Origin of the sequence: Streptomyces sodiiphilus, from assembly GCF_039529215.1 — a bacterium.
Classification (GTDB): domain Bacteria; phylum Actinomycetota; class Actinomycetes; order Streptomycetales; family Streptomycetaceae; genus Streptomyces; species Streptomyces sodiiphilus.
Map to the genome: position 1 here is coordinate 48,498 of NZ_BAAAMJ010000029.1, position 26,979 is coordinate 75,476.

Here is a 26,979-nt window from a genome sequence, read left to right on the forward strand (position 1 = left end):
CAATTCGCGAGGCTGTGCCGTCGCCTGATCTGGGGTACAAGTGGGGCTCAGACTCCTCGGTCCTGTGGAACTCGTGAACGACCGGCGGTCGTTCGACCTCGGTGGCCCCAGGCAGCGGACCGTGCTCTCCCTGCTGGCCCTCAACGCCAACCGGGTGGTGCCGGTGGAGCAGCTCATCGATGCCGTCTGGGACACCTCCCCTCCGTCCACCGCCCGCGCCCAGATCCAGACCTCCATATCCGCGCTGCGGAAGCTCCTGGCCGAAGCCGGCAGCAGCTGCGGTGTCATCGTCCGGCGCTCCCCCGGCTATGCCTTGGAGATCGCCCCGGGTGAACTCGACAGCCTGCAGTTCGGCGCCCTGGTGGCGAAGGCCCGGGAGCAGGTGGACGCCGGCGACGAGGCGGACGCCACACTGACCTTGGGCACCGCGCTCGGCCTGTGGCGCGGTGCGGCCCTCTCCGGAGTGACGAGCGAACTGGTGCAGCGGGGCGCCACCCTCCTGGAGGACCGGAGAATGGCGGCGCTCGACGAGCGGATCCGGCTCGACCTGGTACTCGGCAGGCACGAGGAACTCAGCGGCGAGTTACGGACGCTGGTCGCGGAGCACCCGTTACGCGAGAAGCTCCACGGGTTCCTGATGCTGGCGCTCTACCGTGCCGGACGGCAGGCGGAGGCTCTGGAGGCGGCACGTCACGCCCGGACGGTCCTGGTGGAGGAGATCGGCATCGACCCCGGCCAGGAGCTCCAGGACCTGGAGCGGGCGATCCTCCACCGGGACGCGGCCCTCGACCTGCCCTCCGCCGCGGTCCGCGACTCCCACGGCAGCGGCCGGGAAGCCGCCTCCCCGCTCCCCGCTCCTGGTGGCCCGAGCCAGATACCCCAGCAGCTTCCGGCCAGCATCTCGGACTTCACCGGCAGAGACGAGCAGCTGCGCGAGATCACCGCGCTCCTGACCACGGACTCGGCGACCCACTCCGCGCGCTGGGGGATGCCGATCATCGCGATCTCGGGAAAGGGCGGGAGCGGCAAGTCCTGCCTGGCGATCCGGGCCGCACACGAACTGAGCGCGCACTTCCCCGACGGACAGCTCTACGCCGACCTGAGCGGTTCCGGCGGGGAGGACCGCACCGCCCGGCTGCTGGCCCGCTTCCTGCGCGCACTGGGGGTGGCGGGCAGCGCGGTCCCCGATGACACCGACGAGCGGATGGAGCTGTACCGCAGCAAGGTGTCCGGGAAGCGGCTGCTGTTGGTGCTGGACGACGTTCCGGCGGCGGCCACGATACGGCCGCTGCTGCCCGGCAGCCCCACCTGTGCGGTGATCACCACCAGCCGGGAGCGGCTGGGTTCGCTGTCCGGCGCCCACTGGGTGGACGTCGGCATGCTCGATGTCGACAGGTCGGCCGAACTGCTCACCAGGATCGTCGGCCCGGAACGGGTGCGGGCGGAGGACGGTGCCGTCGTGGAGCTCGTGGGCTTCTGCGGCGGGCTGCCGCTCGCCCTGCGGATCGCCGGCGCCCGGCTGGCCTCCCGTCCGCACTGGCAGATCGGCGGACTCGTCCGGCGCCTGCGCGACGAGGCGAGAAGGCTCGACGAGCTCGCCTACAACGGGCTGGAGCTGCGGTCGAACATCGGTCTCACCTACAGGATTCTCACCGAGCCGGCACAGCGGCTGTTCCGGCTCTTCGCCCTGGTCGAGGCGCCCGACTTTCCCGGCTGGACGGCTGCCGCCCTGCTCGACAGCTCCCTGGGCGAGGCCGAGGAGGTACTGGAGAGCCTGGTCGACGCACAACTGCTGGACGTGGTGAAGTTCCCCGGCTCACAGCAGTCGCGCTACCGCTTCCACGCCCTGATCCGCGTCTACGCCCGGGAGAAACTGCTGGAGGCGGAACCCGAGGAGCCCAGCGCAGCGGCACTGACACGGTTGCTGGGCGCGTGGCTGGCCCTCGCCGAGGAGGCCCACCGCAAGGAGTACGGCGGCGACTACACGATTCTGCACGGCCGGGCTCCGCGCTGGCGCCCTCCCCGCGGCGAGGCACCCGACGCCGCCGGGGATCCCGCCGAGTGGTGGGAGGCCGAGCGGGGCTCGCTCGTCGCCGCGGTGCGTCAGGCCGCCCACGCCGGTCTGGACGAGCTGTGCTGGGATCTGGCACTCACCTCGGTGACCCTGTTCGAGATGAAGGGCTACTTCGACGACTGGCTGGAGTGCGCACTCACCGCCCGGGAGGCCGCCGAACGGGCGGGCAACCGCACCGGCACAGCTGCCATGCAGTACTCCCTGGGCACCTTGCACATGTTCCAGACACGGCTGGACTCGGCGGAGGAATGCTTCACCATCGCGCTGGGCCTCTTCCGGGCCCTGGACCACGCGCACGGTTGCGCCCTGGTACTGCGCAACGCCGCCCACATCGACGAGCTGAGGGGCGATGTCGCAGCGATGAGGGCGAAGTACGCGGAGTCGCTGGAGACCATGCGGGCCGTCGGCGACCGGATCGGAGAGGCTCACATCCTGCGCAGCCTGGCGAGCGACCGGATGAGCGAGGGCGACACCGCGGCCGCCCGGCAGCTGCTCGAGGAAGCCCTGGCCATCTGCCGCGAGGCCCCCTGTCTGCGCGCCGAGGCCCAGGTCGTCCACCGGTTCGCCGAACTCCATCTGGCCACCCACCGGATGGATCTCGCCAGGCAGGCCCTGAACCGTGTGCTGCGGATCGTCCGTGACACCGGGGACCGGATCGGGGAGGCCTACGCGGTCTACGGCCTGGGAGTGCTGCGGCACAGGGAAGGCAGGACCGAGACCGCGGAGATGACACTGACCCACGCCCTGGGTCTGTCGCGCCGGCTCGGGGAGCAGCTCATCGAGGCGAAGGCTCTGTACACGCTGGGCGAAATCGCTGCCGCGAGGGGGGACGACGCCGTCGGGGTGGCCCATCTGACGGAAGCGGACCGGCTCTTCGGGGAACTCGGCTCGGTACTCATGCGGAGCAGGACGCTCATCCTGCTCTCGGACATCAGAGCCGCCGCGGGGCGGACCGGCCCGGCACGGGCGGACCTGGAGCAGGCGGTGCGACTGCTGGCCGCGAACGACTCCCGCGAGGCGGCGCACGTGCTGGCGGAACTGCGGGCGGCCCGTTCCGCCCTGCCGGCCGACCGCCGGGCGGACGGCGCAGCAGGAGCGGTCCGCCCGTGAGGAGCCGGGAGGGGCCACTCACCAGTGGGTGTCCTCCACGCACTTGCCCAGCTCCGCAATCCAGTGGGTGTCGCGCGGGCACTCGGTGGTGAGAACCGCGCTTCCCCCACCGGCGGCGCTCTGGCCGGTCGCAGCGCCGACGGCGGGAAGTCCTGTGATCAGCACGGCCCCCAGGGCTGCTGCCGAGAACAGTGAACCGGCGGCTGTGACGGCGAACTGACGAGTGCGGATCATGAAGTTCCTCCGTGAAGTGCGGGTGTCGGTCACGTTCCAGTGGACGGGTGGGCGCCATCGGTCGTCTCTCGGCGTTCTCTCCCGGTCCGGCCGCCCGTCAGGAGAAACCCGAGAGAACTTCGGCAGGCCGCTCGCGCATCGTCGTCGTCAGATGACGCGCCCGAGAGAAAGAGCCTGGTATGAGCGGCCCCATTCTTCGGCTGGGAACGGACGAACTCCTCACTGTCGTCCGCAAACTCGATCTCCTCGAAGTCGTCGTCGAGCAGTTGCTCCGCCACCGGGACGCCCCCGGGAACACCCTGCCGAAGGACGCGTACGGACCGGCCGGTGAGCACGTCGTGTTCAGGGACGAGAGGACCGGAACCCGGTGCGCCGTGCCGGCCGCCGGGCTCCGTGCCTGCCGCACGGCCGCGCTGACCGCGCTCGCCGCCCGCCAGTTGCTGGTCCCCGGCGTGGTGACCGCGTCCGTGATCGGCTCGGGGCCGGTGGCGGATCTGCTGATCCCGGTGATCGTCCGGCACGTGCCCGATGTCAGCCACATCACGCTCTGTCCGGTCGGAGGCCCGGTCGCGGACAGTGTCCAACCGATGCTGGCGGAGGAGCTGGAGCAGGCCGGAATCGGGCTGTCCGTCACGCCCCGCATGGAGGAGGCGGTCTTCGGCGCCAGCCTCATCGCCTTGTCGGGCGCCGACCCCGCCGGGCTCCGGTCCGGCCACGTGGCCAGCGGAGCCGTGGTGGTCAACGCCTCCGGCCAGGACCTGCCGGAGGGGCTTCTCCACGGCGTCCGCCGGGTCTTCGTCGACGACCTGGAGCGATTACGGAGCGCCGGCGAGCGGCGATTCGTCCGGGTACACCACGCGGAGGCGGGCATCCACCCCTCGGAACAGCGCGGACGCGTCGATTCCGACCTCCGTCAGATCCTCCGGGGGGAAAGGCCGGGCCGCACCGGCCTGGACCACATCCTTCTGGTGGAGCTGCTGGGCACCGATGCCCTGGACCGCACACTGGCCCAGCGGATCCACCGGACCGCTCTGCTTCACGGACTGGGGACGTTCCGCCCTTCCTGACGTCTCCGGGGTCCCCGTTCTCCCGTCCCCGCGCCATCGGCCCTTCCCCACAAGGAGCACAGCATGACGGAACAGCAGGAACCGGTAGGTACCATCCATTGCCGGAACGGAACCTGCGGCCCGGACACCGGATGCCCTGGCTGCGTACGGGCATCTCTCCGGAGCCTCACAGCTCTGTACGAGAGGTGCGCGGCCGAACTGACCCGCCTTCCGCCTCAGCTCACCGAGCGGATCAGCGGCAACCGGCGCGGCGGTATCACCCTGGACGAGCGCGCGATGGCCACCCGCACAGCCATCCTCCGGGCGCTGGTCACCTGGTCGGCCCGGGTATCCGCGGAGCGATGTCTGCCCGTTCCCGGCGGCCGCCGGGTGGCTCCGCTCGTGGTTTTCCTGGACGGGCAACTGGACTGGCTGCTGGCCCAGCCATCGGCCCCCTCCTTCGCCCGTGGCGTCGCGGAACTCACCCGGGCCGCACGCGCGGTGACGGAGCCGGAGCCGGTCCGGTGCTGGGACGCGGGCGGATGCCCCGCGCCCGGTTGTGACCGGATGGTCCGGGCGACGCAGCGCCCCGGGCGCCGTCCCCGGCTGAGCTGCGACGCGGGCCATCTCTGGCAGCCGTCCCAGTGGCTGGGGCTGGAGAGCCGGCCCTCGGTGCCGGCCGGGACCGCGTGAACGGCCGCCGCCGGACGGTGCCCACCGACCTCGCGGCGCTCGCGGCAGGCGTGACTCCCGCCACGGTACGGAAATGGGCAAGCCGCGGAAAGCTGACCCGGTACGGCCGTCCCGGTCGCGCGGAGTACGACCTCGAAGAACTGCGGATCCTCGCCGGAAACGCCGCAGCGAACAGAGCTCATTCATAACGGAAACCCGCCGGAAACGCCCTTCCTCCCGATATCAGGCCCGCACGCCCGCGGGCCTGAAAGGCATGCCCGCACGCGGCCTCCCAGGAGGAGGAAATCTTCCACAGAAACCCGGAAAGGGGTTGACCGAAACGATGGAGAGGTGTCACGCTTTTCTCACGGCACAGCTGTATCCACACGACGTCAACGGCCCTTCCGGCGCACCGGAGGGGCCGTTCGCCGTTCCCGCCCTGCGGCCGCCCGGACCCGGACCCCGGCCGCCCTCCGGAGAACGAGAGGACTTGCATGTCAGTTGAAGGTGACATCACACGGTTCATCATCACCAGTTTCGCCTCCGACGTGAGCAGCGATGAACTGCCGGCGGACCTCGACCTGCTGGACACCGGCGTGGTGGACAGCCTTGGCCTGCTGCGCCTCATCGCATGGGTCGGCGACGAGTACGGAATACCGGTGATGGAGAAGGACATCTCTCCCGCCCAGTTCAGCTCGGTGGATTCCATCGCGGAATTCATTCGCGAAGCACGTTTCGTCTAGTTCCGCAGGAGGACCGCCATGATCGTTCGCAACAAGTCCGAGATGACCGGTGTCAGCTGGGGGAACGGGGAGAGCTACCGGTTCCTCGTCGAGAACGACCGGATGGGTTTCACCGTGGCCCACACCACGGTGAAAGCCGGGTCGAAGTCCCCGCTTCACTACCGAAGGCATCTCGAGGCCTGCTACTGCATAGCCGGCCGTGGACAGGTCATCACCGAGGACGGCACCGCGCACGACATCGAGCCCGGTGTCATGTACGCCCTGGACCAGCACGACCGGCATTTTCTGATCGCCGGCCCCGACCGCGACCTGGAGCTGGTCAGCGTCTTCAGCCCGTCCCTGCGGGGCGACGAGCGGCACAGCTTCGACACCGACGAGTTCTCCCACTACTGAATACCGGAACCGCCGAACGGGCCGGCCCTGCTCCGGGACACCGCACCCGGGCGGTCCCGCTCGCGCTCCGACCACGGACGGCGCACGGTCGCCGCCCACCACTCCCGCCGCCCCTCGCGGCGCCCCGACCCAGGAGGTACGACATGCCCGTGACCGACCCCACACCCCTGTTCTCGGTCTCCGAGGAGGTGGCTGACGCGATGGCGTCGGGCCACCCGGTGGTGGCGCTGGAGTCTTCCGGAGTGGTGCAGGGCCTTCCCTACCCGCTGAACCTGGAGACCGCCCTCGGTATCGATGCCGCCATCCGGGCCAACGGCGCCGTGCCGGCCCGCACCGCCATCGTCAACGGCAGGTTCGCGGTCGGCATGTCGCCGGAGCAGCTGGAGATGTTCGCCACCAGCCCGGACATGCCCAAGATCAGCACCAGGGACATCGGCCCCGCGCTCGCCTCCGGCGGCCACGGCGGGACGACCGTCTCGGCATCTCTGGTGGCCGCCGGCCACGTGGGCATCGAGGTCTTCGCGGTCGCCGGGATCGGCGGTGTGCACTTCGGCGCGCAGCAGTCCTTCGACGTCTCCGCCGACCTCATCGAATTCACCCGGCACCGGGTCACCACCGTCTGCGCGGGAGCAAAGTCGCTGCTGGACCCCGCCCTCACCCTGGAGTACCTGGAGACGCAGGGCGTCCCGGTCGTCGGCTACCGCTGCGACGACTTCCCCGCCTACTACTGCGTCTCCAGCGGGCAGCGCAACCCGCGCCGCATCGACAACCTCACCGAGCTGGCCGCGGCCGCCCGTCTGCACTGGCAGGCGGGCAACCGGGGCGGCTTCCTCGTCACACACCCCATCGCCGAGGAGGACTCCCTGCCGTCCGAGGAGATCTACGGTCTGATCCACCGGACCCAGACCGATGCCGCCCGCGCCGGCATCAGCGGGCCGGCGATGACACCGCACATCCTGAGCAAGGTCTCGGCGGCCACCAAGGGGCGGACGGCCGAGGCCAACCGCTCGGTGCTGCTGTCCACCAGCGCTCTGGCCGCGCAGGTGGCCGTCGCGATGAGCCGGCGGCCGGCCCCGGTGGGTGCCGCGTGACCGGGCCGGCGGGAGCGGTCCTTTTCGATCTGGACGGGACGCTGGTGGACACTCCCGGCGGGATGACGCAGGTGCTGCGCGCGGTGCTGCGGGAGACCGGCCGGGAAGTGGCCGACGACCGGCTGCGTGCCACCGTCGGCAGGCCACTGGCCGCCTCGTTCGCCGGCCTGCTGGGGCTGCCCGCCGACCATCGCGATGTGGGGCGGGCGGTGGGGCGCGCACGGGAGCTCTTCACCGAGACCGTGATCCCCACCGCCCGCGATCTGGTCTTCCCCGGCGTCCCGGAACTGCTCGCGCGGCTGCGGGAGCAGGGCCGGCCGCTCGCGATCGTCACCAGCAAGGTCAGGACCAGCGCCGAGGAGCTGCTCGGTGCGACGGGCCTGGCCGACGCCTTCGACACGCTGTCCTGCCACGGGATGGCGGCGCGCGGGAAGCCGCACGGCGATCTGGCTCTGCTGGCCGCCGCCGCGCTGGACACGCCTCCCGGGCGGTGCGTGGTCGTCGGGGACGCGGTGGACGACATGAGCATGGCGCGGGCCGCCGGCATGACCGGTTACGGCGTCGACTACGGCGTCGCCACGGAGGGGGAGCTGCGGACGGCCGGGGCCCGCGATGTCGTCGGCTCGGCCGGCGCCCTGCCCGCCCTGCTGGGATGCGCGGACCGGCCCTCCTCCGGACTGACAGCCACCGGACCGCCTGCCGTTCGCTGAATCCCCGTTCCCGCTCACCGACCCCCTCTTCCGTTCGGTTCAGACCAAGGGTGATCCTCATGGCCCCATCGGGCACCGGTGCCGCCGCTCGGCACCGCTCGGCCAACGCGTCCCTGGCGATTCTCGCCGTGGCGCAGTTCCTCATCGCGCTCGACTACTCCATCGTCTACATCGCGCTCCCCAGCATCGGCGGCGAGTTCGACCTGACGGAGAGCACGATCCAGTGGGTCGTCAGCGGCTACGCCGTGTTCTTCGCCGGCTTCCTCATCGTCGGTGGCCGGGCCTCCGACCGCTTCGGTCCCCGCAGACTCTTCATCGCCGCGATGCTGCTCTTCGGCATCGCCGCCATGGCGGGCGGCCTGGCTTCCGGCACGCCGACGCTACTGGTGGCAAGGGCGGTGCAGGGCGTGGCCGCGGCGGCCCTGCAGCCCGCGATCATCGCGCTGATCAACACGACGTTCGCCGCCGGACCGGAACGCAACCGGGCCCTGTCCGTGTGGGGCACGGTCGGCGCGTCAGGGCTGGCCGCCGGCGTCATCACCGGTGGCCTGCTCACCACGGTGTCGTGGCGCTGGGTCTTCCTCATCAACCTCCCGCTGGCCGTCGTCTGCGCGCTGGCCGCGCCGAGGCTGCTGCCCAGAATCAAGGCCGCGCGCCGGTCCACGACGCTGAACGTGCCGAGCGCTGTGCTGTGCACGGGGACGGTGCTGTCCGCGGCCCTGGCACTCACCCAGGCGTCCGGCAAGGGGTGGACGCATCCCAGCACGCTGGCAGGGTTCGCGGTGGCCGCCGTACTGCTGGTCGCCTTCCTCGCCCGTGAGCGGCGCAGCGTCAAGCCGCTGGTCGATCCGCTGCTGACCCGCACCCGCTGGCTGATGGTCGGCTGCGGGGCCACCGCGCTGTACATGGCCAGTGTCGGCAACCAGTTCTTCGTGGTGACGCTGCTCGTCCAGGAACTGCGCGGCTACGGGCCTCTGGCGGCCGGGCTGGCGTTCCTGCCGATGGCCGTGGCGATCGCCCTGGCCAACTCGGTCTCCGCCCGCATCGTCGCCGTCCTCGGGGTACGGCGCACCCTCACCTCGGCCTTCGCCGTCGCCTCCGCCGGGCTGCTGCTGCTCGCCTTCCAGACCCGGGGCGACAGCTATCTGGTGGATCTGCTGCCGGGGCTCCTCATCACCGGTTTCGCACACGGTGTCATCTACGTGACGATGTTCATCGCGGGTACGGCCGATGTCGAGGACCGCAACCAGGGCGTCGCCGGGGCGCTGATGACGACGTCCCAGTACATGAGCGGGGCGCTGGGCATCGCGGTGCTGGTTCTGGTGCTCGGCCCCGCACCGCAGCAGGCCGACTTCGGCTGGGCGTTCACCGCCACCGCGGTGGCCGCCGCGCTGGGAGGCGTGCTTGCCTGGTTCGGTCTGGCCCGGCCTTCCTCCCCGCCCCGTCCCGCCCCGGCCGTGGAAACGGTGCCCGTGACCGGGGGAGAGAAGCCATGAGACAGCACTCCTGGCTCGCCCAGCTCGGTGTCCTGGTCATCCACAACGATCCGGTGGTCGAGGCGGAACTCGCGGGCATGGCGCCGTCCGGCGTGACGGTTCACGCCGCCCGCTTCGAGAGCCCCACCAGCAACGGCGACGAGTACACCGGGACCCCCTGGCAGGAGATGACGGCCTCGCCGGACGTCCGGCGAGGGATCGTCCAGCTCGGGCAGATGGACCTGTCCGCGATCTGCCTGTGTTTCGGCTCCGCCAGCTTCTTCGGGGGGCGGGAGTTCGACCGCGGGTTCAGCTCGGCGGCACGGAAGCTGGCCGGCGGCACCGAGGTCTTCACCGCGGGCGAGGCGATCCGCGGGGCCATGGCCGCGCTGGGCATGAGCCGTCCGCTGGTGGTGGCGCCGCCCTGGTTCACCGCTCCTACCTTCGACGCCACCCGCGGCTATCTCGCCGAGGCCGGGTTCGGTGTGGCGGACCTGCTCCAGTACCAGCTGGACTCCCGGTGGCGCGGCGTCCGCAGGCATCAGCTGTTCGACCGGGGCGGCCGCTGGGAGGTGGATCCCGAGGAGGTGTGCCGGCAGGTCTCCGAGCGCTTCCCGGACGACGCGGACGGGGTCCTGATTCCCGGGAGCGGCTTCCGGTCGTGGGAGGCCGTCAGCCACCTGGAGAGCCGGCTGGGCGTGCCGGTGGTGACGTCCAACCAGGCCTGCCTGTGGCGCCTGCTCACTCTCACCGGGGTCGACGTGGACGTCCCCGGCGCGGGCCGTCTGCTGTCCGTGCGGCCGGCGGCCGTCTGACACATCGCAGTCACCGTCCCCCCGCGGGGCCGCGTCCGGGCGTCCGGGCACGGCCCCGCACCCACGTCTGGAGGAATCCTTCATGCCGTCCCGATCGTTCGTCGACGCGTTCGACGCGCAGGTCCGCGCCCGGCCCGCCGCTCCCGCCCTCAGCTGGGGCGAAGAGGTCGTCGGCTACGGCGGACTGGACCGCCTGGCCCGTCGTGCCCACCGCTCGCTGGCGGCCCTGGCCATCCCCGACGGCGTCCCGGTCTGCGTCCCGGCGCGCAAGTCCCCGGAGACCGTCGCCCTGCTCCTCGCGTGCTTCCGGGCGGGCCGTCGGGTTCTGGTGCCGGCCTCCGGCCTGGGCGCGCAGGCACTGTCGGCCGTCTGCGCGGCGTCCGGATGCACCCATGTGCTGGAAGCCTCCGGTGCCGCGGTGCGCGGCTCTCCGGTGGACCCGGCCCCGGCCCGGCCGGCGGACCTGCCGCCCGGCCCCGGCCTGCTCCTTACCACCTCCGGATCGACCGGTACGCCCAAGACGGTCGTGCTGTCGGACGAGGGCACCGACCGTTTCCGCTCCTGGGCCGCACCCGCTTTCGGTATCGGCCCCGGGACCGGGGTGCTGAACTACGCGCCCCTCAACTTCGACCTGTGCCTGCTCGATGTGTGGACCTCGCTGGCGGCGGGCGCCTGCGTCCACCTGGTCGACTCCGGCCGGGCGGCCGACGGACCGCACCTGGTACGGCTGTGCGCCGAGCGGGCGCCGCGGGTACTCCAGGCGGTGCCGCTGTTCTTCCGGCTGCTGGACCGGGCGGCGGCGCCGGGGCAGACCTTCCCCGGCGCCCGGGAGATCCTCGTCACCGGTGAGGCCGCGCCGCCCGCCCTTCTGGCACGGGTCTCCGCCATGTTCCCCGGGGCCCGGATGTGGAATGTCTACGGATGCACGGAGACGAACGACAGTTTCCTGCACGAGGTCACGCCCGAGGAGATCCGCGGCCCCGGGCCCGTGCCGATCGGGCGTCCCGTCGACGGGGTGCGGGCCCGCGTCGTCGACGGGGACGGCCGGGTGCTGAGCGGCGCGTGCGCCGGGGAACTCGTGGTGGCCACCCCGTTCCAGGCCAAGGGCTATACGGACCCGGAACTGACCGGGGACAAGTGGGACGGGCAGTGGTTCCGCACCGGTGACCTGGTGCGGCGTGACGAGCACGGCCTGGTGTTCCTGACCGGCCGCAATGACCACCAGGTCAAAGTGCGGGGGGTGCGCACCAACCTCCAGGAGGTCGAACAGGTCGTCCTCTCCCACCCGCAGGTGATGGAGGCCGCGGTGATCGCGGTACCGGACGAGGCGGCGGGCACCGTGCTGCATTCGGTGGTCCGCCGGACACCCGGCTCCGGCATGAACGGACTGCGGCTGCGCGTCCACTGCGCCTCCCGGCTCCCCCGGACGGCGATCCCCGGCGTGATCGAGATCACCGACGAAGAACTGCCGCGCACCCCCACCGGGAAGGTCGACCGGGCCGCTCTCGGACGGCCTCGGGTACCGGAGGGCAGGCCCGGCGCGGCCATGACCACACGATGACCGGTCCCGCGCGGACCCCGAAGGAAGAGATGTGAACCGTGATCGAGTGGAACGAGGACCAGCGCGCGCTGCGCGCAGCGATCGAGGACATGGGCGCGGCGCTCGGGGAAGGCCACCTGCAACGGGACGCCGACGAGGAGTTCCCCGGGGCGGCATGGAAGCGGCTGCGCGAGACGGGCTTGTTCGGCATGCCCTTCGACACCGAATGGGGCGGTCTCGGCCAGGATCTGCTCACCACGATGTATGTGCTCGAGGGTCTGGGACACCGGTGCCGTGACGGCGGACTGGGTTTCTCCGCCTCCACCCATCTGGTGAGCACGGGGGTGCCGCTCCACAGGTTCGGCTCCCGGGCGCTCAAGGAGCGCTACCTGCGGCGGGTGTGCGACGGGACGGCGATCGGCGCGCACGCGATCACCGAGCCGGAGGGCGGCTCCGATGTGATGGCGATGCGCACCTCGGCGGTGCGCGAGGGCGAGGAGTTCGTGCTCAGCGGCAGCAAGGCGTTCGTCAGCAACGGGCCGGTGGCCGATGTCTTCGTGGTCTACGCCCGGACCGGCAGGCGCGGCAGTCCGGCGGCCCTCACCGCGTTCCTCGTGGACCGCGACACTCCGGGTCTGACCCTCGGCCGTCCGGTGGCCAAGATGGGGCTGCGCACCTCGCCTCTGTGCGAACTGTTCCTCCAGGACTGCCGGGTCCCCGCGGCCAACGTGCTGGGGGCGGCCGGCTCCGGCTTCCTGATTCTCGACCACGTCATGAAGTGGGAGATCCTCTGCTCCTTCGTCATCAACCTGGGCGAGATGCAGCACCGGCTGGAGCGGTGTATCGAATACGCCAACCAGCGCACGCAGTTCGGCAGACCGATCGGGGCGAACCAATCGGTGTCGAACCGGATCGTGGAAATGAAGATCGCCGTGGAGAGCTCCCGCAAGTGGCTCTACGACACGGCCCGGAAGCTCCAGGACGGCCGGAACGTCACGGCCGACCTGGCCATCAGCAAGCTCATCACCAGCGAGAGCAACGTCAGTTCGGCACTCGCCGCGGTCCAGATCTTCGGAGGCTACGGCTACACCGCCGAGTACGGACTGGAGAAGGACCTGCGCAACGCGGTGGCCGGGACCATCTACTCGGGCACCTCCGACATCCAGCGCCAGCGCATCGCCACCATGATCGGCCTGTGAGGGAGACCAGCCATGACTGTCCGCACCATCCAGGAGAACCTGCTCCGCCCGACCGAGTTCATCGATCACGACGGCCCCGAGGTACGCGGGTTCGTCCGGAAGGTGCTGCCGGACGGCGGCGCCGCCATGAGTGAGGTGGAACGTGCCTGCGCGCTGTACTACGCGGTGCGGGACGGCATCCACTACGAGGTCTACGGCGCGGACCTCTCCCGTGAGGGACTCCGGGCCGGCGCCACCATCAGCCGCGGGACCGGTTTCTGCGTCCACAAGTCGGTGGTCTACGCGGCCGCCCTGCGCGCGGTCGGGATACCCAGCCGCATCTACTACGGGGACGTCCGCAACCACCTGGCCTCGCCACGGCTGGAGGAGCTGGTCGGCGGCAAGGTGTTCTGTTTCCACAGCCTGACCACCGTGTACTTGGAGGGCCGGTGGGTGCGGGCGACTCCGGTCTTCAACGCGTTGCTCTGCAAGCTCTACAAGATCCGCCCACTGGACTTCGACGGCCGCAGCGACAGCATGTACCACCCGTTCGACGAGGACGGCCGCCGGCACATGGAGTTCCTGCGTTCCCACGGCGACTTCGACGACGTGCCCTACGACTTCCTGATCGACGGCCTCCGGAAGGCCCACCCCCGCCTGTTCGAGAACGGCGTCACCACGGCCGGCGGTTCTCTCGTCGCCGACGCCGCGGGCGCCTGAGCCGGACTGTCCGCCGTCCGCCCTCCCCACCCCGCCTCCCCCTCCCGAGAACCGGAAAGAGGAAGACCATGCCCAGCCCACCGCGCCGGCGAAGCTCCGCCCGGCTCCACGCGTTCACCTGGCCGGCCGTTGTCGCGGTCTCCTTCCTGCTCGCCGGTGTCGCCTGGTACGTCTACACCAACGACGCGTACTGGAGCCAGCGATGGACGGTCGATCTGACCGTCTACCTGGCCAGTGGCGAGACCGTGCGGGCAGGCGGGTCACTGTACGACCTGGTTGTCATGTCCCCGCTATACGGCGAGATGCCGTACCTCTACCCGCCCCTGACCGCGATGGCGTTCTTCGTTCCCCTGTCCTATCTCCCGGCCGGGGCGGCCGCCCTGGTCTGGAACACCGTCTCCCTGGTGGCCCTCGGGGCCGTGGTCTGGCTGACGCTGGGCATCGCCGGCATCCGCGACGGCAAGGCCAAGGTCGCTCTCACCCTCGCCGGCCTGATCCTGGCCACCTGCCTCCTCCCGGTCCGCGTCCAGCTCATCGCGGGCCAGATCAACATGTTCCTGCTGCTGCTCGTGCTGATGGACTTCCGCCGCTCGGCGGGCAAGTGGCGGGGCATCGGAATCGGCATCGCGGCAGGACTGAAGATCACCCCCCTGATCTTCATCGCGTACCTGGTCATCACCCGCCGCTGGGGTGCCGCACGCAACGCCGTGGCGGCCTTCATGGCCACCGTTGCCGTGGGATTCCTTCTCGCCCCCGCCGACTCCGCCACCTACTGGGGCGGACTGGTCTTCCACTCCTCACGGGCGGGCGGCGTCTTCGACACCCCGAACCAGTCCCTGTCCGGAGCGCTGGCCAGGGTGCTCTCGGGTGAGCAGTTCGCCAACTGGTGGCTGGTGGTGCTCGGGGTGGTGGCCGTCTACGGTCTGGCCGTCGCGGCCTGGGCCTTCCGGCGCGGCGCCGACTTCCTCGGCTTCTCCGCGACCGCCGTCACCGGCCTGCTGGTCTCCCCCATCAGCTGGGAGCACCACTGGGTCTATGTCATCCCCCTGCTCATCTGGCTGACCGTATGGGCCCACCGCCGTCGCGCGAGGGCCGTCGCCGCGGTCACGGCCGTGCTGGTGGCCGTCTTCACCGTCCGGGTCTTCATGCTCCTGGGCATCGAGGAATCCCCGCCCGCGCCGATGGCCCTGGCCGCCTGGGAACAGGTGATCGCCGCCATGTTCCCGCTGACCGGTCTGCTGCTCCTGCTGCTGGGCCCGTTGTGGGTCAGGCGCCACTTCGAGCCCGCCTCCGCGCCGAGGGACTTCATCGCCGGGGACCCCCCGCAGCACGGCCCGACCCCACCACGGGAGGACGCCGCCGACCCGGTCCCGGACCGGGTTCCCGCCGGCGCGGCCCCGCCCTCGCGGCCGGCCTGATCAGGGGCTGGTGCCGCCGACCGGCCGCGCCCGCTCCTTCCGCACCGGCCCGGACCGCTTCCGGGCACACCCCCTGCCGGCACCGCGCCGGCACCGACCGCGCGAGGTACCCATGACACGCACATCCCCCGGCGTGAGCGCGCCCGGGAAAGCCCTCCGCCGGGCCGCCGGCTTCCAGCCGGCGCCCCGCCCCGCTGCCGCGACGCCGGACACCACCACCGTCGAGATCGTCGTCCCCGTTCACAACGAGGAACGCGCGCTTCCCGGCTGCTTACGGACCCTGCACGCCCGGCTGCGCGACGAGCTGCCCTATCCCTGGCGCATCACCGTCGCCGACAACGCGAGTACCGACCGGACCCTGGACGTCGCCCACGAACTCGCCGCGGAACTGCCCGGCGTCGGCGTCGTCCACCTGGAACGGAAGGGAAAGGGCGTTGCCCTGCGCACGGTCTGGGGTGCCAGCGACGCGGACATCGTCGCCTACATGGACGTCGATCTGTCCACCGGCCTGGACGGCCTGCTGCCCCTGATAGCCCCGCTGGCCAGCGGCCACTCCGACCTGGCGATCGGCAGCCGCCTGGCCCCCGGCGCCCGCACCCGCCGGGGCACCCGCCGGGAGGTTCTCTCGCGCGGCTACAACACACTCATCCGGCTGACCCACGGTGCCAGGTTCCGGGACGGCCAGTGCGGGTTCAAGGCAGCCCGGACCGAAGTCCTGCGGCCCCTGCTGGAAGTCACTCGTGACGACGGCTTCTTCTTCGACACCGAACTGCTCATCCTGGCCGAGCACAACGGCCTGCGGGTGCACGAGGTCCCCGTCGACTGGATCGAGGATCTCGACACCCGGGTCGACGTGGCAGGGACCGCGGTGAAGGACCTGAGAGGACTGTGGCGCATGACCCGCATGAAGGCCACGGGCGCGGCCACCGTCTCCCTGCCGCGCCGGCCGGAGCCGACCGCGGAGCACCCCGACGCGGTGCTGGCTCCCGGACGCCGCCGGGGCCACCTGAGCTGGGAGCTGAGCTGCTTCATCGCCATCGGCATCGCCTCGACCGCCGGACACGCACTGCTGTACTGGCTGCTCCGCTCGTGGTGGTCCCCGGCTCTGGCCAACCTGGTCACCATGGTGGTGCTCACCGTGGCGAACACCGAGGCCAACCGCCGGTGGACCTTCCGCGGCTCCCGGGCCGGCCCGGTCCGCGCCCACCTCGGGGCCGGCATGCTCTTCGTACTCGGCTACCTCATGACGCTCGGGGCGGTGCTCGCCTACCGGGCGGCGGAACCCGGGGCCTCGGCGGCGGCGGAGAGCCTGGTGCTGGCGGGTGCCGCCGTGCTGGTCACGGCCGTCCGGTTCACCGTCCTGCGGACGGCGGTGTTCGGCCGTCCCCCGGCCCCGGACCGGGGCGGCACCGCGACGGACGGAGAACGCCGCAGGCCGGGCGGCGGCCCCGGCTGACCGCTACAGCCCGGGGTCATCTGCCCGCTTCCCGGTACCCGTCCGCACGGCCGTCAGCGGCCGGCGGGCGGGCCGGGGCGGCCGAGGAGTTCGGCTTGGGCGGGGCTGAGCGGAGTGCCGGCCTCGTCCGTGAGTTGCCCGACGAGCAGATCGGCGGTGTGCGTGATGTGCGCCCGCAGCGCGCTCATGGCCGCGTCCGGGTCCCGGGCGGTGACGGCGGCGAGCACGGGTTCGTGCTCGGCGGCGATCTCCCACAGGTTCCGGGAGCGGCCGACGGTCGAGGTGCCGAGCGTCGTGGTGGTGTCGCGCAACCCGTCGACGACGGCGGCCAGCCGGGCGTTGCCCCCGGCGAGCAGCAGCAGTTGGTGGAACTGACGGTCGTGCCGCATGAACCGGGCGTCGTCGCCCCCGTCGGCCATCGCCCGCATCGCGTCGAGCTCCTGCCGGAGCGCGGCGACCAGCGTGTCGTCGGCGTTCCGGGCCGCCAGTCCGGCTGCCGGCACCTCCAGCAGCAGACGCAGGTGGAAGACCTCGACGATCTCCTGCGGGTCACGCTTGAGCACCCGGAAACCCCGGTTGCGCTCGAAACGCACCATGCCGGCCTCGGCCAGGCGCAGCAGGGCCTCACGGACGGGGGTCCTGGAGATCTTCAGCCGCTCGGCCAGCTGGTACGCGGAGTACAGCTCACCGGCCTTGAGCTCACCGCTGAGCACCGCCTCACGAACGGCCTGCACGACCTGGTCGGTGAGGGAGGATGCCCCCTGGATCTCGCGCACCCGCAGCCCCCTGTTCGGTTCCGCTGCGCAGCTTACCCGTCACCGGCGCCGTCCCCTCCTCCGGCGTCCTCTGCCCTCCGCGGAGCAGTTCCTTTCCCTCCGGCAGCGGCGCCTCCACCGCGGACGGGTGGCGCGCGGCGCGTCGTCGCGCACCCCCTTGACAGGTAGCATGCTACATGCGACCGTCCTGCTCCGACGGGCCGGCCAGCGGAGGCCGCCCCGGACTGGAGGTGGATTCCGTGCCTGCCAACAAGGTCCACGTGCTCGGCTGCGGCGCGATGAGCTGCGACTTGACCTGGCTGCTGCTCAAGCCCGGCCGTACGATCCGGCCCCGTGCCGACCGTGACAAGCCGGTCGAGTGGTACCCCTGCACCACTCACTGCGTGCTCGTCGAAACCCCGGACGGGATGCTGCTGTGGGACACCAGCTGCCCTCGCGACTGGGAGACCCGCTGGGTCCCGACAGGTCTGCAGGAGTTCTTCCCCTACGACCAGGTGAGCGACGAGGAGTACCTCGACTCGCGCCTCGGCCAGCTCGGGGTCTCGCCGGGGGACATCGACTACCTGGTCCTCTCCCATCTGCACTTCGACCACGCGGGCAACATCGGCCTGTTCGCCGGCACCGGAGCCAGGATGATCTGCAACGACAAGGAGAAGGAGTTCGCCTTCGGATACGAAGGAGCCTTCAACGGCGCGCACCTCAAGGCCGATTACGAGGCGTACGACTTCGAGACCGTCAGCGGGGATGTCGAGATCCTCCCCGGCGTCACCCTGATCGAGGCGCCCGGTCACACCCCGGGCACGATGGCGATGAAGGTCGACCTGCCCGAGACCGGGACCATGATCTTCACCTCGGACGCGGTCTACATGGGTGACTCCTACGGCCCGCCCGCCGTCCCCGCCGCCATCGTCAACGACCTGGCCGCCTGGTACAGCTCGGTGGAGAAGATCCGCGGCATCGCCGAACGGTCCGACGCCACCGTCGTCTTCGGTCACGACGCCGCCCAGCTGCGGTCCATGCGCCTGGCCCCGAACGGCTTCTACCTCTGATCGTCCCGGGCCGGCCGCCCCGCAGCGTCCGGCCGGCCCGCCCCCTCCCTGGAGAAGCACATGAGTACCACCCATCCGGCCGGGCCCGAGACGGTGTTCACCTACGGCGCCCCGGCGCTGAAGTTCGGTCCCGGTTCCTCCGGTGAGATCGGCTTCGACCTCGCTCAGCACGGCGCACGCCGGGCCCTGGTGATCACCGATGCCGGGGTGGCCGCCACCGGGGCCCCGCAACGGATCGCCGACCAGATGAGCGGCTTCGGGATCGAAGCCCAGGTCTACGACGGCGTACACATCGAGCCCACCGACATCAGTCTGGACCAGGCCGTGGAGCACGCCCGGGCCACGGGCCCGTGGGACGCCTTCGTGGCGGTCGGCGGAGGCTCCAGCATCGACACCGCCAAGGCCGTCAACCTGCTCAGCACCAACCCGGGCGAGTTGATGGACTACATCAACGCCCCCGTGGGCAGGGCGCGGGTTCCGGCCGAGCCGCTCAAGCCGCTGGTCGCCGTGCCCACCACCACCGGGACCGGCTCGGAGTCCACCACCATCTGCGTGCTGGACGTCCTGTCCCTGAAGGTCAAGACCGGCATCAGCCACACCCGGCTGCGACCCGCCCTCGCCGTCATCGACCCGGACCTCACTGCCACCCAGCCGTCCGGAGTGACGGCGGCCAGCGGCATGGACATCCTCTGCCACGCCCTGGAGAGCTACACGGCCCGGCCGTACGACGCCTACGACCGCAAACGCCCCGAGCAGCGGGTGCCCTACTGCGGCGCCAACCCGATCTCCGACGTGTGGTCCGAACGTGCCATGCACCTGCTCGCGGGAGCTTTCCGCACCGCCGTCCGCCACGGCGACGACGCCCGCGCGCGCTCCGACATGGCGCTGGCCGCCACCTTCGCGGGCCTGGGCTTCGGCAACGCCGGTGTGCATATCCCGCACGCCAACGCCTACCCGATCGCCGGCCGGGTGAAGGACTTCAGGCCCTCCGGCTACCCCCGGGACGAAGCGATGGTGCCGCACGGAATGGCGGTCTCCCTCACCGCTCCCGAAGCCTTCCGCTTCACCTTCTCCGCGCAGCCCGAACGGCACCTGCGCGCGGCGGAGATCCTGGCTGCCGGCGCGGACCTGCCGGACGACCCCGCCGAGCGCCTTCCGGCCGCGATCCAGCGCCTGATGCGCGACATCGGCATCCCCAACGGCATCGGCGGTGTCGGCTACGGTCACAGCGACATCCCGGACCTGGTGGACGGCGCCATGAAGCAGCAGCGGCTGCTGGCCACCGCCCCGCGCGAGGTCACCGAGGACGACATCGCCGGCATCCTCGAACGTTCCCTCGCCCTGTGGTGAGCCCCGTGGCGAAAGGAGAACCCCATGGCCATCTATGAACTCGCCTGCGCCACCGGACACCGCTTCGAGGTGATCCAGTCGTTCAGCGCCGCGCTGCCGCACTGCCCGCACTGCGGCGGCACCACCCGCAAGGTGCCCAGCACCTTCGGCATCGGTGGTGTGGCCGCCGTGCCTCCCCCTCCGGAGCGGATGCCGCAGACCTGGAAGGGGACCTACCGCGGTGACCGCGAGTACGTCACCGCCCTTCAGCGCACCGCCGAGGCCCGGCGGAAGCTGGAGGACAAGCATCCCGAACTGGCCGGCGACCGGCGCCCGATCCTCGCTCACGAAGGACGGTTCGAAGGGGCCCCGCTGCGTGCCGGCGACACGGTGCCGTCCACCGCCGGTCCCTCAGGCCACCACAGCCACGGGCACGAGCACGGCCACGGGCACGGGCACGGGCACGGGCAGGGCGGTGGCGACAGCGGAGCCGGGGGGACCGGCACCGGCTCCGCATAGCGGCACCCGCACGCGGCACCAACTCCGCCTCCGCGCGGCAAGGACGACAGAAGAAAGGACAACGTGTTGAGGAACTCCCCCGAGGGCGGCACGGGAGGGCTGGCGGAGCGGCTCCGCCGCGCCGGGGTGGCCGAGGTCGACGTCACCCCGCGGCGGCGGGCCGAGTACTCCGGTGACGCCTCGCTGTACCGCGTGGTGCCGCGTGCCGTGGTCTTCCCCCGGCACCCCGACGAGGCCGCTGCGGTCCTCGATGTGTGCCGAGCCGAGGGGGTGCCGCTCACCTCGCGCGGGGCCGGCACGTCGATCGCGGGCAACGCGGTCGGCGCCGGCGTGGTGCTCGACTTCTCCCGGCACATGAACTCCGTGCTCTCCGTCGCCCCGCAGACGCGTACCGCCGTGGTCGAACCGGGGGCCGTGCTCGCCTCGCTCCAGCGCGCCGCGGCGCCCCACGGCCTGCGGTTCGGCCCCGACCCCTCCACTCACAACCGCTGCACACTCGGCGGAATGATCGGCAACAACGCCTGCGGGTCACGGGCCCTCGCCTACGGCCGGACCGGCGACAACGTGGTGGCCCTCGACATCCTGGCCGGCACCGGTGAGCGCCTCACCGTCGGCGCACCGGGCGGGAACGACGACCTCTCCCCCCTGCTGGCCCGGCTCCGCAAGGTCACCCGCTCCCACCTGTCGGTCATCCGCACCGAACTGGGCCGCTTCCCCCGCCAGGTCTCCGGCTACGCCCTCGAACACCTGCTGCCCGAGAACGGCTTCGACGTGGCCCGGATGCTCGTCGGCTCGGAGGGCACCTGCGCGGTCACCCTGGGGGCCACTGTGCGGCTGGTGGCCGCCCCGGCCGCGACCGTGCTCGTCGTGCTGGGTTACCCCGGTATGGCGGAGGCCGCCGACGCGGTGCCCGCCGTGCTGCCCCACGCACCGGTCGCACTGGAGGGCATCGATGCCCGGATCGTGCAGGTGGTGCGGGACCGGCGCGGCACATCCGCGGTTCCTCCGCTGCCCAACGGCGCCGGGTGGCTGTTCGCCGAGGTACCCGGCGCCACCGCCGGCGAGGCACGGCGTGCCGCGGCAGACCTGACCGCCGCCGCCGGGGCCCTGGACAGCGTTGTCGTCACCGACCCCGCGCGGGCCGCCGCGCTGTGGCGGATCCGTGAGGACGGCGCGGGACTGTCCGCCCGAACCCCGGCCGGCGCCACCGCGCACGCGGGCTGGGAGGACGCCGCCGTACCACCGGAGCACCTCGGTGCCTACCTGAGGGACTTCGATGCCCTGCTCACCGAGCGCGGCCTGACCGGCACCCCCTACGGTCACTTCGGCGACGGCTGCCTGCACGTCCGCATCGACTTCCCTCTCCACCGGCCCGGCGGCACAGCCGTGTTCCGCGACTTCCTGCACGACGCCGCGCGGCTGGTCGCCTCCTACGGCGGGTCGCTCTCCGGCGAACACGGCGACGGCCGGGCCCGCGGGGAACTCCTGCCACTGATGTACTCACCCCAGGCTCTGGACGCGTTCGCCGAGGTCAAGGCCGTCTTCGACCCCGGCGACCTGCTCAATCCCGGCGTGATCGTGAGCCCCCGGCCGCTGGACGCCGACCTGCGCCCCGTACCCCCCGGGAACCGGCCGGGCCTTCCCCGGCGCCGCCTAGCCCTGGCCTACCCGCACGACGGCGGAGACCTTGCCGCAGCCGTCCACCGCTGCACCGGCGTCGGCAAGTGCCGGGCCGACACCACCGCGGCCGGCGGCGTCATGTGCCCCTCCTACCTGGCGACCGGGGACGAGAAGGACTCCACCCGAGGCCGGGCCCGGGTCCTGCAGGAAATGGTCTCCGGCTCCCTGACCCCGGCGGGCTGGCGTGCCCCCGAGGTCCGCGAGGCCCTGGACCTGTGCCTGGCCTGCAAGGGCTGCGCCTCGGACTGCCCCACCGGCGTCGACATGGCCTCCTACAAGGCCGAGGTTCTGCACCAGGCCTACCGGCATCGGCTGCGGCCCGCATCCCACTACTCACTCGGCGCACTCCCCCGCTGGGCCCGGCTCGCCTCACATGCCCCGCGCGCCGTCAACCGGCTGCTGGCACTGCCCCCGGTGGCGGCCGCCGCCCGCTTCCTGGGCGGCATCGATCAGCGGCGGCCCCTCCCCCGCTTCGCGCCGCGCACCTTCCGCCAGTGGTTCGCGGAGCACGAACCGGTGGCTGCCGGCGCCGGGGAGCGGCCCCCCGTGCTGATGTGGGTGGACACCTTCACCGACCACTTCTCCCCCCGCACCGGCATCGCCGCCGTACGGGTGCTGGAGCACGCCGGGTTCGAGGTGCGCGTCACCGGTCCCGGGGTCTGCTGCGGACTGACCTGGATCAGCACCGGCCGGCTCACCACGGCCCGCCGTGTGCTGGACCGCTCCCTCGACATGCTCGCTCCGCACGTCCGGGCCGGCGTCCCGGTCGTCGGGCTGGAGCCCTCGTGCACCGCGGTTCTGCGCTCGGACGCCGCCGACCTGCTCGGCCCCGACGACGCCCGGGCCACGGCCGTCGCGCGGGCCACCCATACCCTGGCGGAACTGCTCGCCCGGCACCGCCCGCAGTGGACCCCGCCCCGTCTCGACGGGGTCGAGGCCGTTGCCCAGCCGCACTGCCACCAGCACGCGGTCATGGGCTGGGAAGCCGACGAAGAGCTGCTGCGCGCCGCCGGCGCCTCCGTCCGGACGGTCGGGGGGTGCTGCGGACTGGCCGGGAACTTCGGCGCCGAACGCGGCCACTACGACATCTCGGTCAAGATCGCGGAGAACGCGCTGCTGCCCGCCGTCCGTGCACTTCCCCCGGAGGGCGTGGTGCTGGCCGACGGGTTCTCCTGCCGTACCCAGCTCGACCACGTGGCCGGCCGCCGCGGCCGGCACCTCGCGGAACTCCTGGCCGACCGTCTGCCGACCCGCGATGACCACACCGGGCGTCCGAAAACTGTTTCCGGTGAGGGGAGTTGATACACAGCGGGCCACTGTGACGTGAAAGACTGCCGCCCGGCTCACGAGGCGTCGGAGGGAACAGGGTCATCATGACGGACCGTACGGACAACAGCGAGGCGCAGGACGGCGAGAAGCGCGACTTCGACTGGAGCTGGGCCGCGGCGGACCCCGACCACACCCCCGTCGAGATCGACACGAGCAAGCCCAGCATCGCGCGCGTCTACGACGCCGCCATCGGCGGCAAGGACCACTACCCGGTGGACCGCGCGGTGGTGGAGGCCGGCCGCAAGATCTCCCCGGCCGGGGTGGACAGCGCCCGCGTCAACCGCGACACCCTCATCCGCGGTGTGCGCTACCTCGCCGAGCAGGGCATCGATCAGTTCCTCGACCTCGGTTCCGGTCTTCCCTCGGCACAGAACACCCACGAGGTCGCCCAGGCGGTCAACCCGGAGGCCCGGGTCGTCTATGTGGACAACGACCCGATCGTCCTCGCTCACGGCCGGGCGCTGCTCGCCAGGGACAACCGCACCCGGGTCGTCACCGCCGACCTCATGGACGCCGACCACGTCCTGAACCACCCGGAGATCGACGGGTTCCTCGACTTCTCCCGGCCCCTCGGCCTGCTGATGGTCGCCGTCATCCACCACATCCTCGACGAGGAGGACCCGGCCGCCACCGTCAACTACTACAAGGACCGGCTGGCGCCCGGCAGTCACCTCTTCGTCACGCACTTCTGCAACGCCTTCCCCGAGGCGAGGGCCATGGAGCAGAACCTCATCGCCTCCCTCGGCCGCGGGCAGCTGCGCAGCAAGGAGCAGATCGAGGGCTTCCTCGACGGCCTGGAGATCGTCGAGCCCGGTGTCGTCCCGCTTCCGCTGTGGCGGCCGGACGGCCCGGTCAGCGAACCGCTGGACCACAGCGGACTGCTGATCTTCGCCGGCATGGGCCGCAAGGCCGCCGGCTCCCAGGCCTGACCCCCGAGCGGTCCGCACCGGAACCGTCCCCTCCACATTCGCACCCGGCCGTTCCCGCCGCTTCCGGTAGCGGCGGGAACGGCCGGGTGCGAATGTGGAGCCATGGGCGGAAACCACCGTATGGCCCGGCTGCCGCTGTGGGCGGGTGCCGGGGCACTGATCGGGATGGGACTGGCGGCGCGGCAGCGGCTGCTGCGTCTGGGCGCGACCGGCGACGAGGCGCGCCGGGTGTACCCGGGGGACGAGCTCGTGCCGGACGCCGACGGCCAGTCCACCATGGCCACGACGCTGCCTGCTCCGCCGGAACAGGTGTGGCCGTGGCTGGTGCAGATGGGCTGCGACCGGGCCGGCTGGTACAGCTGGGACCGCGCGGACAACGCGGGGCGGCCCAGCGCCGACCGGCTCGTGCCGCAGTGGCAGGACCTGGCGGAGGGGGATCGCATCGCCTCCACACCCGACGGCCGGTCCTGGTTCACGGTCGCGCGGCTGGATCCGCTGCGGGCACTGGTGCTTCGAGCGGACCTGGAAGTGCCGTCCGGCCGTCCGTTCGATCCCTCGGGGCCGCTGCCGCGCGCCTTCACCGAGGCGGTCTGGAGCTTCCACCTGACCGGCGTGCCGGACGGTGACGGAGTGGAGGGAGACGGGGAGGGCGCCACGCGTCTGGTCGTCCGGACCCGCTACCGGAGCAGGCCGCGCCTGCTGATGGGAACACTGGATCTCGGCTTCTGGGAGCCCGCCCACGTGATCATGCAGACCGCGCAGTTCCGTCATCTCGCGGAACGGGTCCGCGGCACAGCCGGTGCGGACCCGGAGACCGGGGTCGTGACACCCGGCTGACCCGGCGGGGAAACACCCGCCGGGGACCGGATCCTTGGAGGTACCGATGGCAGCTGCGGCAGCACGCCCCCATCCGCTGCGGGTGGAAGCCTCGGTGGACCCGGGACTGACCCGGTGGATGTGGCTGGTGAAGTGGTTCCTGGCCATCCCGCACTACATCGTGCTCGCCTTTCTGTGGATCGCCTTCGTCCTGCTGACGATCGTGGCGTTCTTCGCCATCCTGTTCACCGCCCGCTACCCCCGGGCGCTCTTCGACTTCAACGTGGGGGTGCTGCGCTGGCACTGGCGGGTTCTCTACTACGCCTTCACCGTGCTGGGCACCGACCGGTACCCGCCGTTCACTACGGCGGACGTGCCGGACTACCCGTTCCGGCTGGAGATCGCGTACCCCCAGCGGCTCTCCCGCGGGCTGGTCCTGGTCAAGTGGTGGCTGCTGGCCGTTCCGCAGTACATCGTGGTCGCGGTCCTGATGGGCGGCAGCTGGGAGCGGGAGTGGTACCCCGGGCTCGTGCCGTTCCTCTCCCTGGTCGCCGTGGTCGTCCTGGCGTTCACCGCCACCTATCCACGGCCGCTGTTCGACTTCCTGACGGGACTGGTCCGCTGGACGGTCCGGGTGAAGGTCTACGCGGCGCTGATGACGGACACCTATCCACCGTTCCGCCTCGACATGGGCGGCCGGGAACCGGGCCCGGCGCCGGAGCCGGCGGACGGGCCGCAGCCTCCGGCCCCGGGAACCCCCTGAGCGCCGGCCGCGCTCTCTCCCGGCTCAGGTGGAGTCGCGGACGACGAGGGAGGTGGGCAGCAGCACACACTTCTCCGCGCTCCCGGGTTCGGCGATCTCCTGGAGGAGAAGCCGGGTGATGGTACGGCCCATCTCCTCGACGGACTGCCGGACGGTGGTCAGGGGCGGATCGGTGTGCCGGGCGACGATGGAGTCGTCGAAGCCGACAACGGCCACGTCGTCCGGGACGCGCCGCCCCCGCCTGTTCAGCTCGGCGAGCGCGCCGGCGGCCATCACATCGGACGCGGCGAAGACCGCGTCCAGAGCGGGGCGGCGCTCCAGCAGAGCGCGCATGGCCACGCGTCCCCCCTCCTCGGTGAAGTCGGCAGGGGCGACGAGGGCGTCGTCGGGCTCGATGCCGCCCTCGGCCAGGGCGTCCGCCCACCCCTGCAGGCGGCTGTTGCCCACTTCCATGTCCAGCGGCCCGGTGATCGTCGCTATGCTGCGGCGGCCGCGTTCCAGCAGGTGGCGTACCGCCTCGGTCGCGCCGCCGACGTTGTCGGAGTGGGCGTGGTTCAGCGGCTCGTCCGGTGAGCGGCGGCCGGCCAGCACGGTCGGCAGGCCGAGTTCCTGCAGAAGCCCGGGCAGCGGGTCGTCACGGTGCACCGAGACCAGCAGCACCCCGTCGACCCGCCGGGCGGAGAGGAACTCGGTGAGCCGGTCCAGCTCGCGTTGGTCGCGGACGAGAGTGAGGAGCAACTGGACACGGGTGGTGGCCAGTTGCAGGCTCACTCCGCGGATGATGGCGGAGAAGTAGGGCTCCGCGCCCAGGCGGCTCTCCGATTCGGGGATGACCAGGGCGATGGAGTCCGTCCTGCTGGTGACCAGGCTGCGGGCCACGGAGTTGGGCACGTAGTTGAGCTCGGCTATGGCCTCCATCACCGCCGCCCTCGCCTCCGGGCTGACGAGCGGGGAGCCGTTGAGGACCCGGGAGACCGTGGTGCGGCCCACTCCGGCCCGCGCGGCCACGGTCTTGATGGTCGGCCGCCGGCTGTCGCCCATGGTCCTCTCGTCCTCTCTCGGTCCCCCCGCGGAGCCTCTTCCCCCGGCCCGGCAGGTACGTCATCGGTGCAGG

The 26,979-nt window shown here is 71.7% G+C and carries 24 protein-coding genes; 21 read left to right on the forward strand and 3 right to left on the reverse strand.

The window, feature by feature from the left end:
* The first annotated feature begins 64 nt into the window (after nucleotides 1–64).
* The gene (locus ABD299_RS13835; protein WP_344262043.1) at nucleotides 65–3,184 is read left to right on the forward strand and encodes an AfsR/SARP family transcriptional regulator; all 3,120 of its coding nucleotides are present in this window, start codon (nucleotides 65–67) and stop codon (nucleotides 3,182–3,184) included.
* 18 nt (nucleotides 3,185–3,202) lie between these two features.
* On the opposite strand, the gene ABD299_RS13840 is transcribed toward ABD299_RS13835, so the two are convergent.
* The gene (locus ABD299_RS13840; RefSeq protein ID WP_344262045.1) at nucleotides 3,203–3,418 is read right to left on the reverse strand and encodes a hypothetical protein; all 216 of its coding nucleotides are present in this window, start codon (nucleotides 3,416–3,418) and stop codon (nucleotides 3,203–3,205) included.
* A gap of 179 nt (nucleotides 3,419–3,597) precedes the next feature.
* On the opposite strand from ABD299_RS13840, the gene ABD299_RS13845 reads away from it, so the two are divergent.
* The 13 genes from ABD299_RS13845 to ABD299_RS13910 all read left to right on the forward strand — a co-directional run bounded on the left by ABD299_RS13845 (nucleotide 3,598) and on the right by ABD299_RS13910 (nucleotide 16,675).
* Nucleotides 3,598–4,485, forward strand: a complete 888-nt coding sequence (locus ABD299_RS13845; protein ID WP_344262047.1) for a hypothetical protein — start codon at nucleotides 3,598–3,600, stop codon at nucleotides 4,483–4,485.
* A gap of 63 nt (nucleotides 4,486–4,548) precedes the next feature.
* Nucleotides 4,549–5,157: a hypothetical protein gene (locus ABD299_RS13850; RefSeq protein ID WP_344262049.1), complete on the forward strand. Its 609-nt coding sequence runs from the start codon at nucleotides 4,549–4,551 to the stop codon at nucleotides 5,155–5,157.
* A 473-nt stretch (nucleotides 5,158–5,630) separates the two neighbouring features.
* Nucleotides 5,631–5,879, forward strand: a complete 249-nt coding sequence (locus tag ABD299_RS13860) for a phosphopantetheine-binding protein (protein ID WP_344262053.1) — start codon at nucleotides 5,631–5,633, stop codon at nucleotides 5,877–5,879.
* An 18-nt stretch (nucleotides 5,880–5,897) separates the two neighbouring features.
* A complete protein-coding gene (locus ABD299_RS13865) occupies nucleotides 5,898–6,272 on the forward strand; it encodes an ectoine synthase (RefSeq protein WP_344262054.1) in 375 nt (124 codons plus the stop codon).
* Between the two features lie 143 nt (nucleotides 6,273–6,415).
* Nucleotides 6,416–7,363: a pseudouridine-5'-phosphate glycosidase gene (locus tag ABD299_RS13870; protein ID WP_344262056.1), complete on the forward strand. Its 948-nt coding sequence runs from the start codon at nucleotides 6,416–6,418 to the stop codon at nucleotides 7,361–7,363.
* Entirely contained in the window at nucleotides 7,360–8,073 is a 714-nt protein-coding gene (locus ABD299_RS13875) for an HAD family hydrolase (RefSeq protein ID WP_344262058.1), read from the forward strand. The genes ABD299_RS13870 and ABD299_RS13875 overlap by 4 nt, the downstream gene beginning before the upstream one ends.
* A 59-nt stretch (nucleotides 8,074–8,132) precedes the next feature.
* Nucleotides 8,133–9,569: an MFS transporter gene (locus ABD299_RS13880; RefSeq protein ID WP_344262061.1), complete on the forward strand. Its 1,437-nt coding sequence runs from the start codon at nucleotides 8,133–8,135 to the stop codon at nucleotides 9,567–9,569.
* Nucleotides 9,566–10,363 carry a maleate cis-trans isomerase family protein gene (locus tag ABD299_RS13885; protein ID WP_344262063.1) on the forward strand — a complete coding sequence of 266 codons (798 nt, stop codon included), beginning with the start codon at nucleotides 9,566–9,568 and terminating at the stop codon, nucleotides 10,361–10,363. The genes ABD299_RS13880 and ABD299_RS13885 overlap by 4 nt, the downstream gene beginning before the upstream one ends.
* 82 nt (nucleotides 10,364–10,445) lie before the next feature.
* Nucleotides 10,446–11,924 (forward strand): AMP-binding protein, encoded by a 1,479-nt coding sequence (locus ABD299_RS13890; protein WP_344262065.1) that lies wholly within the window; start codon nucleotides 10,446–10,448, stop codon nucleotides 11,922–11,924.
* 38 nt (nucleotides 11,925–11,962) lie between these two features.
* Nucleotides 11,963–13,102, forward strand: a complete 1,140-nt coding sequence (locus tag ABD299_RS13895; protein ID WP_344262067.1) for an acyl-CoA dehydrogenase family protein — start codon at nucleotides 11,963–11,965, stop codon at nucleotides 13,100–13,102.
* Between the two features lie 12 nt (nucleotides 13,103–13,114).
* On the forward strand, nucleotides 13,115–13,801 hold the full coding sequence (locus ABD299_RS13900; protein WP_344262069.1) for a transglutaminase-like domain-containing protein: 687 nt from the start codon (nucleotides 13,115–13,117) through the stop codon (nucleotides 13,799–13,801).
* Between the two features lie 68 nt (nucleotides 13,802–13,869).
* Nucleotides 13,870–15,219 (forward strand): glycosyltransferase 87 family protein, encoded by a 1,350-nt coding sequence (locus tag ABD299_RS13905; RefSeq protein ID WP_344262071.1) that lies wholly within the window; start codon nucleotides 13,870–13,872, stop codon nucleotides 15,217–15,219.
* A gap of 112 nt (nucleotides 15,220–15,331) precedes the next feature.
* Nucleotides 15,332–16,675 carry a glycosyltransferase gene (locus ABD299_RS13910; protein ID WP_344262073.1) on the forward strand — a complete coding sequence of 448 codons (1,344 nt, stop codon included), beginning with the start codon at nucleotides 15,332–15,334 and terminating at the stop codon, nucleotides 16,673–16,675.
* Nucleotides 16,676–16,728: 53 nt separating this feature from the next.
* Here the strand turns inward: ABD299_RS13910 and ABD299_RS13915 are convergent, their stop codons facing one another.
* The gene (locus ABD299_RS13915) at nucleotides 16,729–17,451 is read right to left on the reverse strand and encodes a GntR family transcriptional regulator (RefSeq protein ID WP_344262075.1); all 723 of its coding nucleotides are present in this window, start codon (nucleotides 17,449–17,451) and stop codon (nucleotides 16,729–16,731) included.
* A gap of 239 nt (nucleotides 17,452–17,690) precedes the next feature.
* On the opposite strand from ABD299_RS13915, the gene ABD299_RS13920 reads away from it, so the two are divergent.
* The 7 genes from ABD299_RS13920 to ABD299_RS13950 all read left to right on the forward strand — a co-directional run bounded on the left by ABD299_RS13920 (nucleotide 17,691) and on the right by ABD299_RS13950 (nucleotide 25,865).
* A complete protein-coding gene (locus tag ABD299_RS13920) occupies nucleotides 17,691–18,500 on the forward strand; it encodes an N-acyl homoserine lactonase family protein (protein WP_344262077.1) in 810 nt (269 codons plus the stop codon).
* 60 nt (nucleotides 18,501–18,560) lie between these two features.
* Nucleotides 18,561–19,850: a hydroxyacid-oxoacid transhydrogenase gene (locus tag ABD299_RS13925; RefSeq protein ID WP_344262079.1), complete on the forward strand. Its 1,290-nt coding sequence runs from the start codon at nucleotides 18,561–18,563 to the stop codon at nucleotides 19,848–19,850.
* Nucleotides 19,851–19,874: 24 nt separating this feature from the next.
* Nucleotides 19,875–20,348 (forward strand): FmdB family zinc ribbon protein, encoded by a 474-nt coding sequence (locus tag ABD299_RS13930; protein WP_344262081.1) that lies wholly within the window; start codon nucleotides 19,875–19,877, stop codon nucleotides 20,346–20,348.
* A gap of 63 nt (nucleotides 20,349–20,411) precedes the next feature.
* Nucleotides 20,412–23,330, forward strand: a complete 2,919-nt coding sequence (locus ABD299_RS13935) for an FAD-binding and (Fe-S)-binding domain-containing protein (protein WP_344262083.1) — start codon at nucleotides 20,412–20,414, stop codon at nucleotides 23,328–23,330.
* Between the two features lie 71 nt (nucleotides 23,331–23,401).
* Nucleotides 23,402–24,286 carry an SAM-dependent methyltransferase gene (locus ABD299_RS13940; protein ID WP_344262085.1) on the forward strand — a complete coding sequence of 295 codons (885 nt, stop codon included), beginning with the start codon at nucleotides 23,402–23,404 and terminating at the stop codon, nucleotides 24,284–24,286.
* 102 nt (nucleotides 24,287–24,388) lie between these two features.
* Nucleotides 24,389–25,123 (forward strand): hypothetical protein, encoded by a 735-nt coding sequence (locus ABD299_RS13945; protein ID WP_344262087.1) that lies wholly within the window; start codon nucleotides 24,389–24,391, stop codon nucleotides 25,121–25,123.
* Between the two features lie 46 nt (nucleotides 25,124–25,169).
* Nucleotides 25,170–25,865 carry a DUF4389 domain-containing protein gene (locus ABD299_RS13950; protein ID WP_344262089.1) on the forward strand — a complete coding sequence of 232 codons (696 nt, stop codon included), beginning with the start codon at nucleotides 25,170–25,172 and terminating at the stop codon, nucleotides 25,863–25,865.
* A 24-nt stretch (nucleotides 25,866–25,889) separates the two neighbouring features.
* Here the strand turns inward: ABD299_RS13950 and ABD299_RS13955 are convergent, their stop codons facing one another.
* Nucleotides 25,890–26,906 carry a LacI family DNA-binding transcriptional regulator gene (locus tag ABD299_RS13955; protein ID WP_344262091.1) on the reverse strand — a complete coding sequence of 339 codons (1,017 nt, stop codon included), beginning with the start codon at nucleotides 26,904–26,906 and terminating at the stop codon, nucleotides 25,890–25,892.
* Nucleotides 26,907–26,979: the final 73 nt, after the last annotated feature.

What these genes read in the sequence shown, in the direction of transcription:
- ABD299_RS13860 (WP_344262053.1), top strand. Translation starts at nt 5,631, where the DNA reads ATGTCAGTTGAAGGTGACATCACACGGTTCATCATCACCAGTTTCGCC.
- ABD299_RS13840 (WP_344262045.1), bottom strand. Translation starts at nt 3,418, where the DNA reads ATGATCCGCACTCGTCAGTTCGCCGTCACAGCCGCCGGTTCACTGTTC.
- ABD299_RS13890 (WP_344262065.1), top strand. Translation starts at nt 10,446, where the DNA reads ATGCCGTCCCGATCGTTCGTCGACGCGTTCGACGCGCAGGTCCGCGCC.
- ABD299_RS13930 (WP_344262081.1), top strand. Translation starts at nt 19,875, where the DNA reads ATGGCCATCTATGAACTCGCCTGCGCCACCGGACACCGCTTCGAGGTG.
- ABD299_RS13870 (WP_344262056.1), top strand. Translation starts at nt 6,416, where the DNA reads ATGCCCGTGACCGACCCCACACCCCTGTTCTCGGTCTCCGAGGAGGTG.
- ABD299_RS13885 (WP_344262063.1), top strand. Translation starts at nt 9,566, where the DNA reads ATGAGACAGCACTCCTGGCTCGCCCAGCTCGGTGTCCTGGTCATCCAC.
- ABD299_RS13950 (WP_344262089.1), top strand. Translation starts at nt 25,170, where the DNA reads ATGGCAGCTGCGGCAGCACGCCCCCATCCGCTGCGGGTGGAAGCCTCG.
- ABD299_RS13850 (WP_344262049.1), top strand. Translation starts at nt 4,549, where the DNA reads ATGACGGAACAGCAGGAACCGGTAGGTACCATCCATTGCCGGAACGGA.
- ABD299_RS13925 (WP_344262079.1), top strand. Translation starts at nt 18,561, where the DNA reads ATGAGTACCACCCATCCGGCCGGGCCCGAGACGGTGTTCACCTACGGC.
- ABD299_RS13865 (WP_344262054.1), top strand. Translation starts at nt 5,898, where the DNA reads ATGATCGTTCGCAACAAGTCCGAGATGACCGGTGTCAGCTGGGGGAAC.
- ABD299_RS13880 (WP_344262061.1), top strand. Translation starts at nt 8,133, where the DNA reads ATGGCCCCATCGGGCACCGGTGCCGCCGCTCGGCACCGCTCGGCCAAC.
- ABD299_RS13910 (WP_344262073.1), top strand. Translation starts at nt 15,332, where the DNA reads ATGACACGCACATCCCCCGGCGTGAGCGCGCCCGGGAAAGCCCTCCGC.
- ABD299_RS13845 (WP_344262047.1), top strand. Translation starts at nt 3,598, where the DNA reads ATGAGCGGCCCCATTCTTCGGCTGGGAACGGACGAACTCCTCACTGTC.
- ABD299_RS13900 (WP_344262069.1), top strand. Translation starts at nt 13,115, where the DNA reads ATGACTGTCCGCACCATCCAGGAGAACCTGCTCCGCCCGACCGAGTTC.
- ABD299_RS13905 (WP_344262071.1), top strand. Translation starts at nt 13,870, where the DNA reads ATGCCCAGCCCACCGCGCCGGCGAAGCTCCGCCCGGCTCCACGCGTTC.
- ABD299_RS13940 (WP_344262085.1), top strand. Translation starts at nt 23,402, where the DNA reads ATGACGGACCGTACGGACAACAGCGAGGCGCAGGACGGCGAGAAGCGC.
- ABD299_RS13945 (WP_344262087.1), top strand. Translation starts at nt 24,389, where the DNA reads ATGGGCGGAAACCACCGTATGGCCCGGCTGCCGCTGTGGGCGGGTGCC.
- ABD299_RS13955 (WP_344262091.1), bottom strand. Translation starts at nt 26,906, where the DNA reads ATGGGCGACAGCCGGCGGCCGACCATCAAGACCGTGGCCGCGCGGGCC.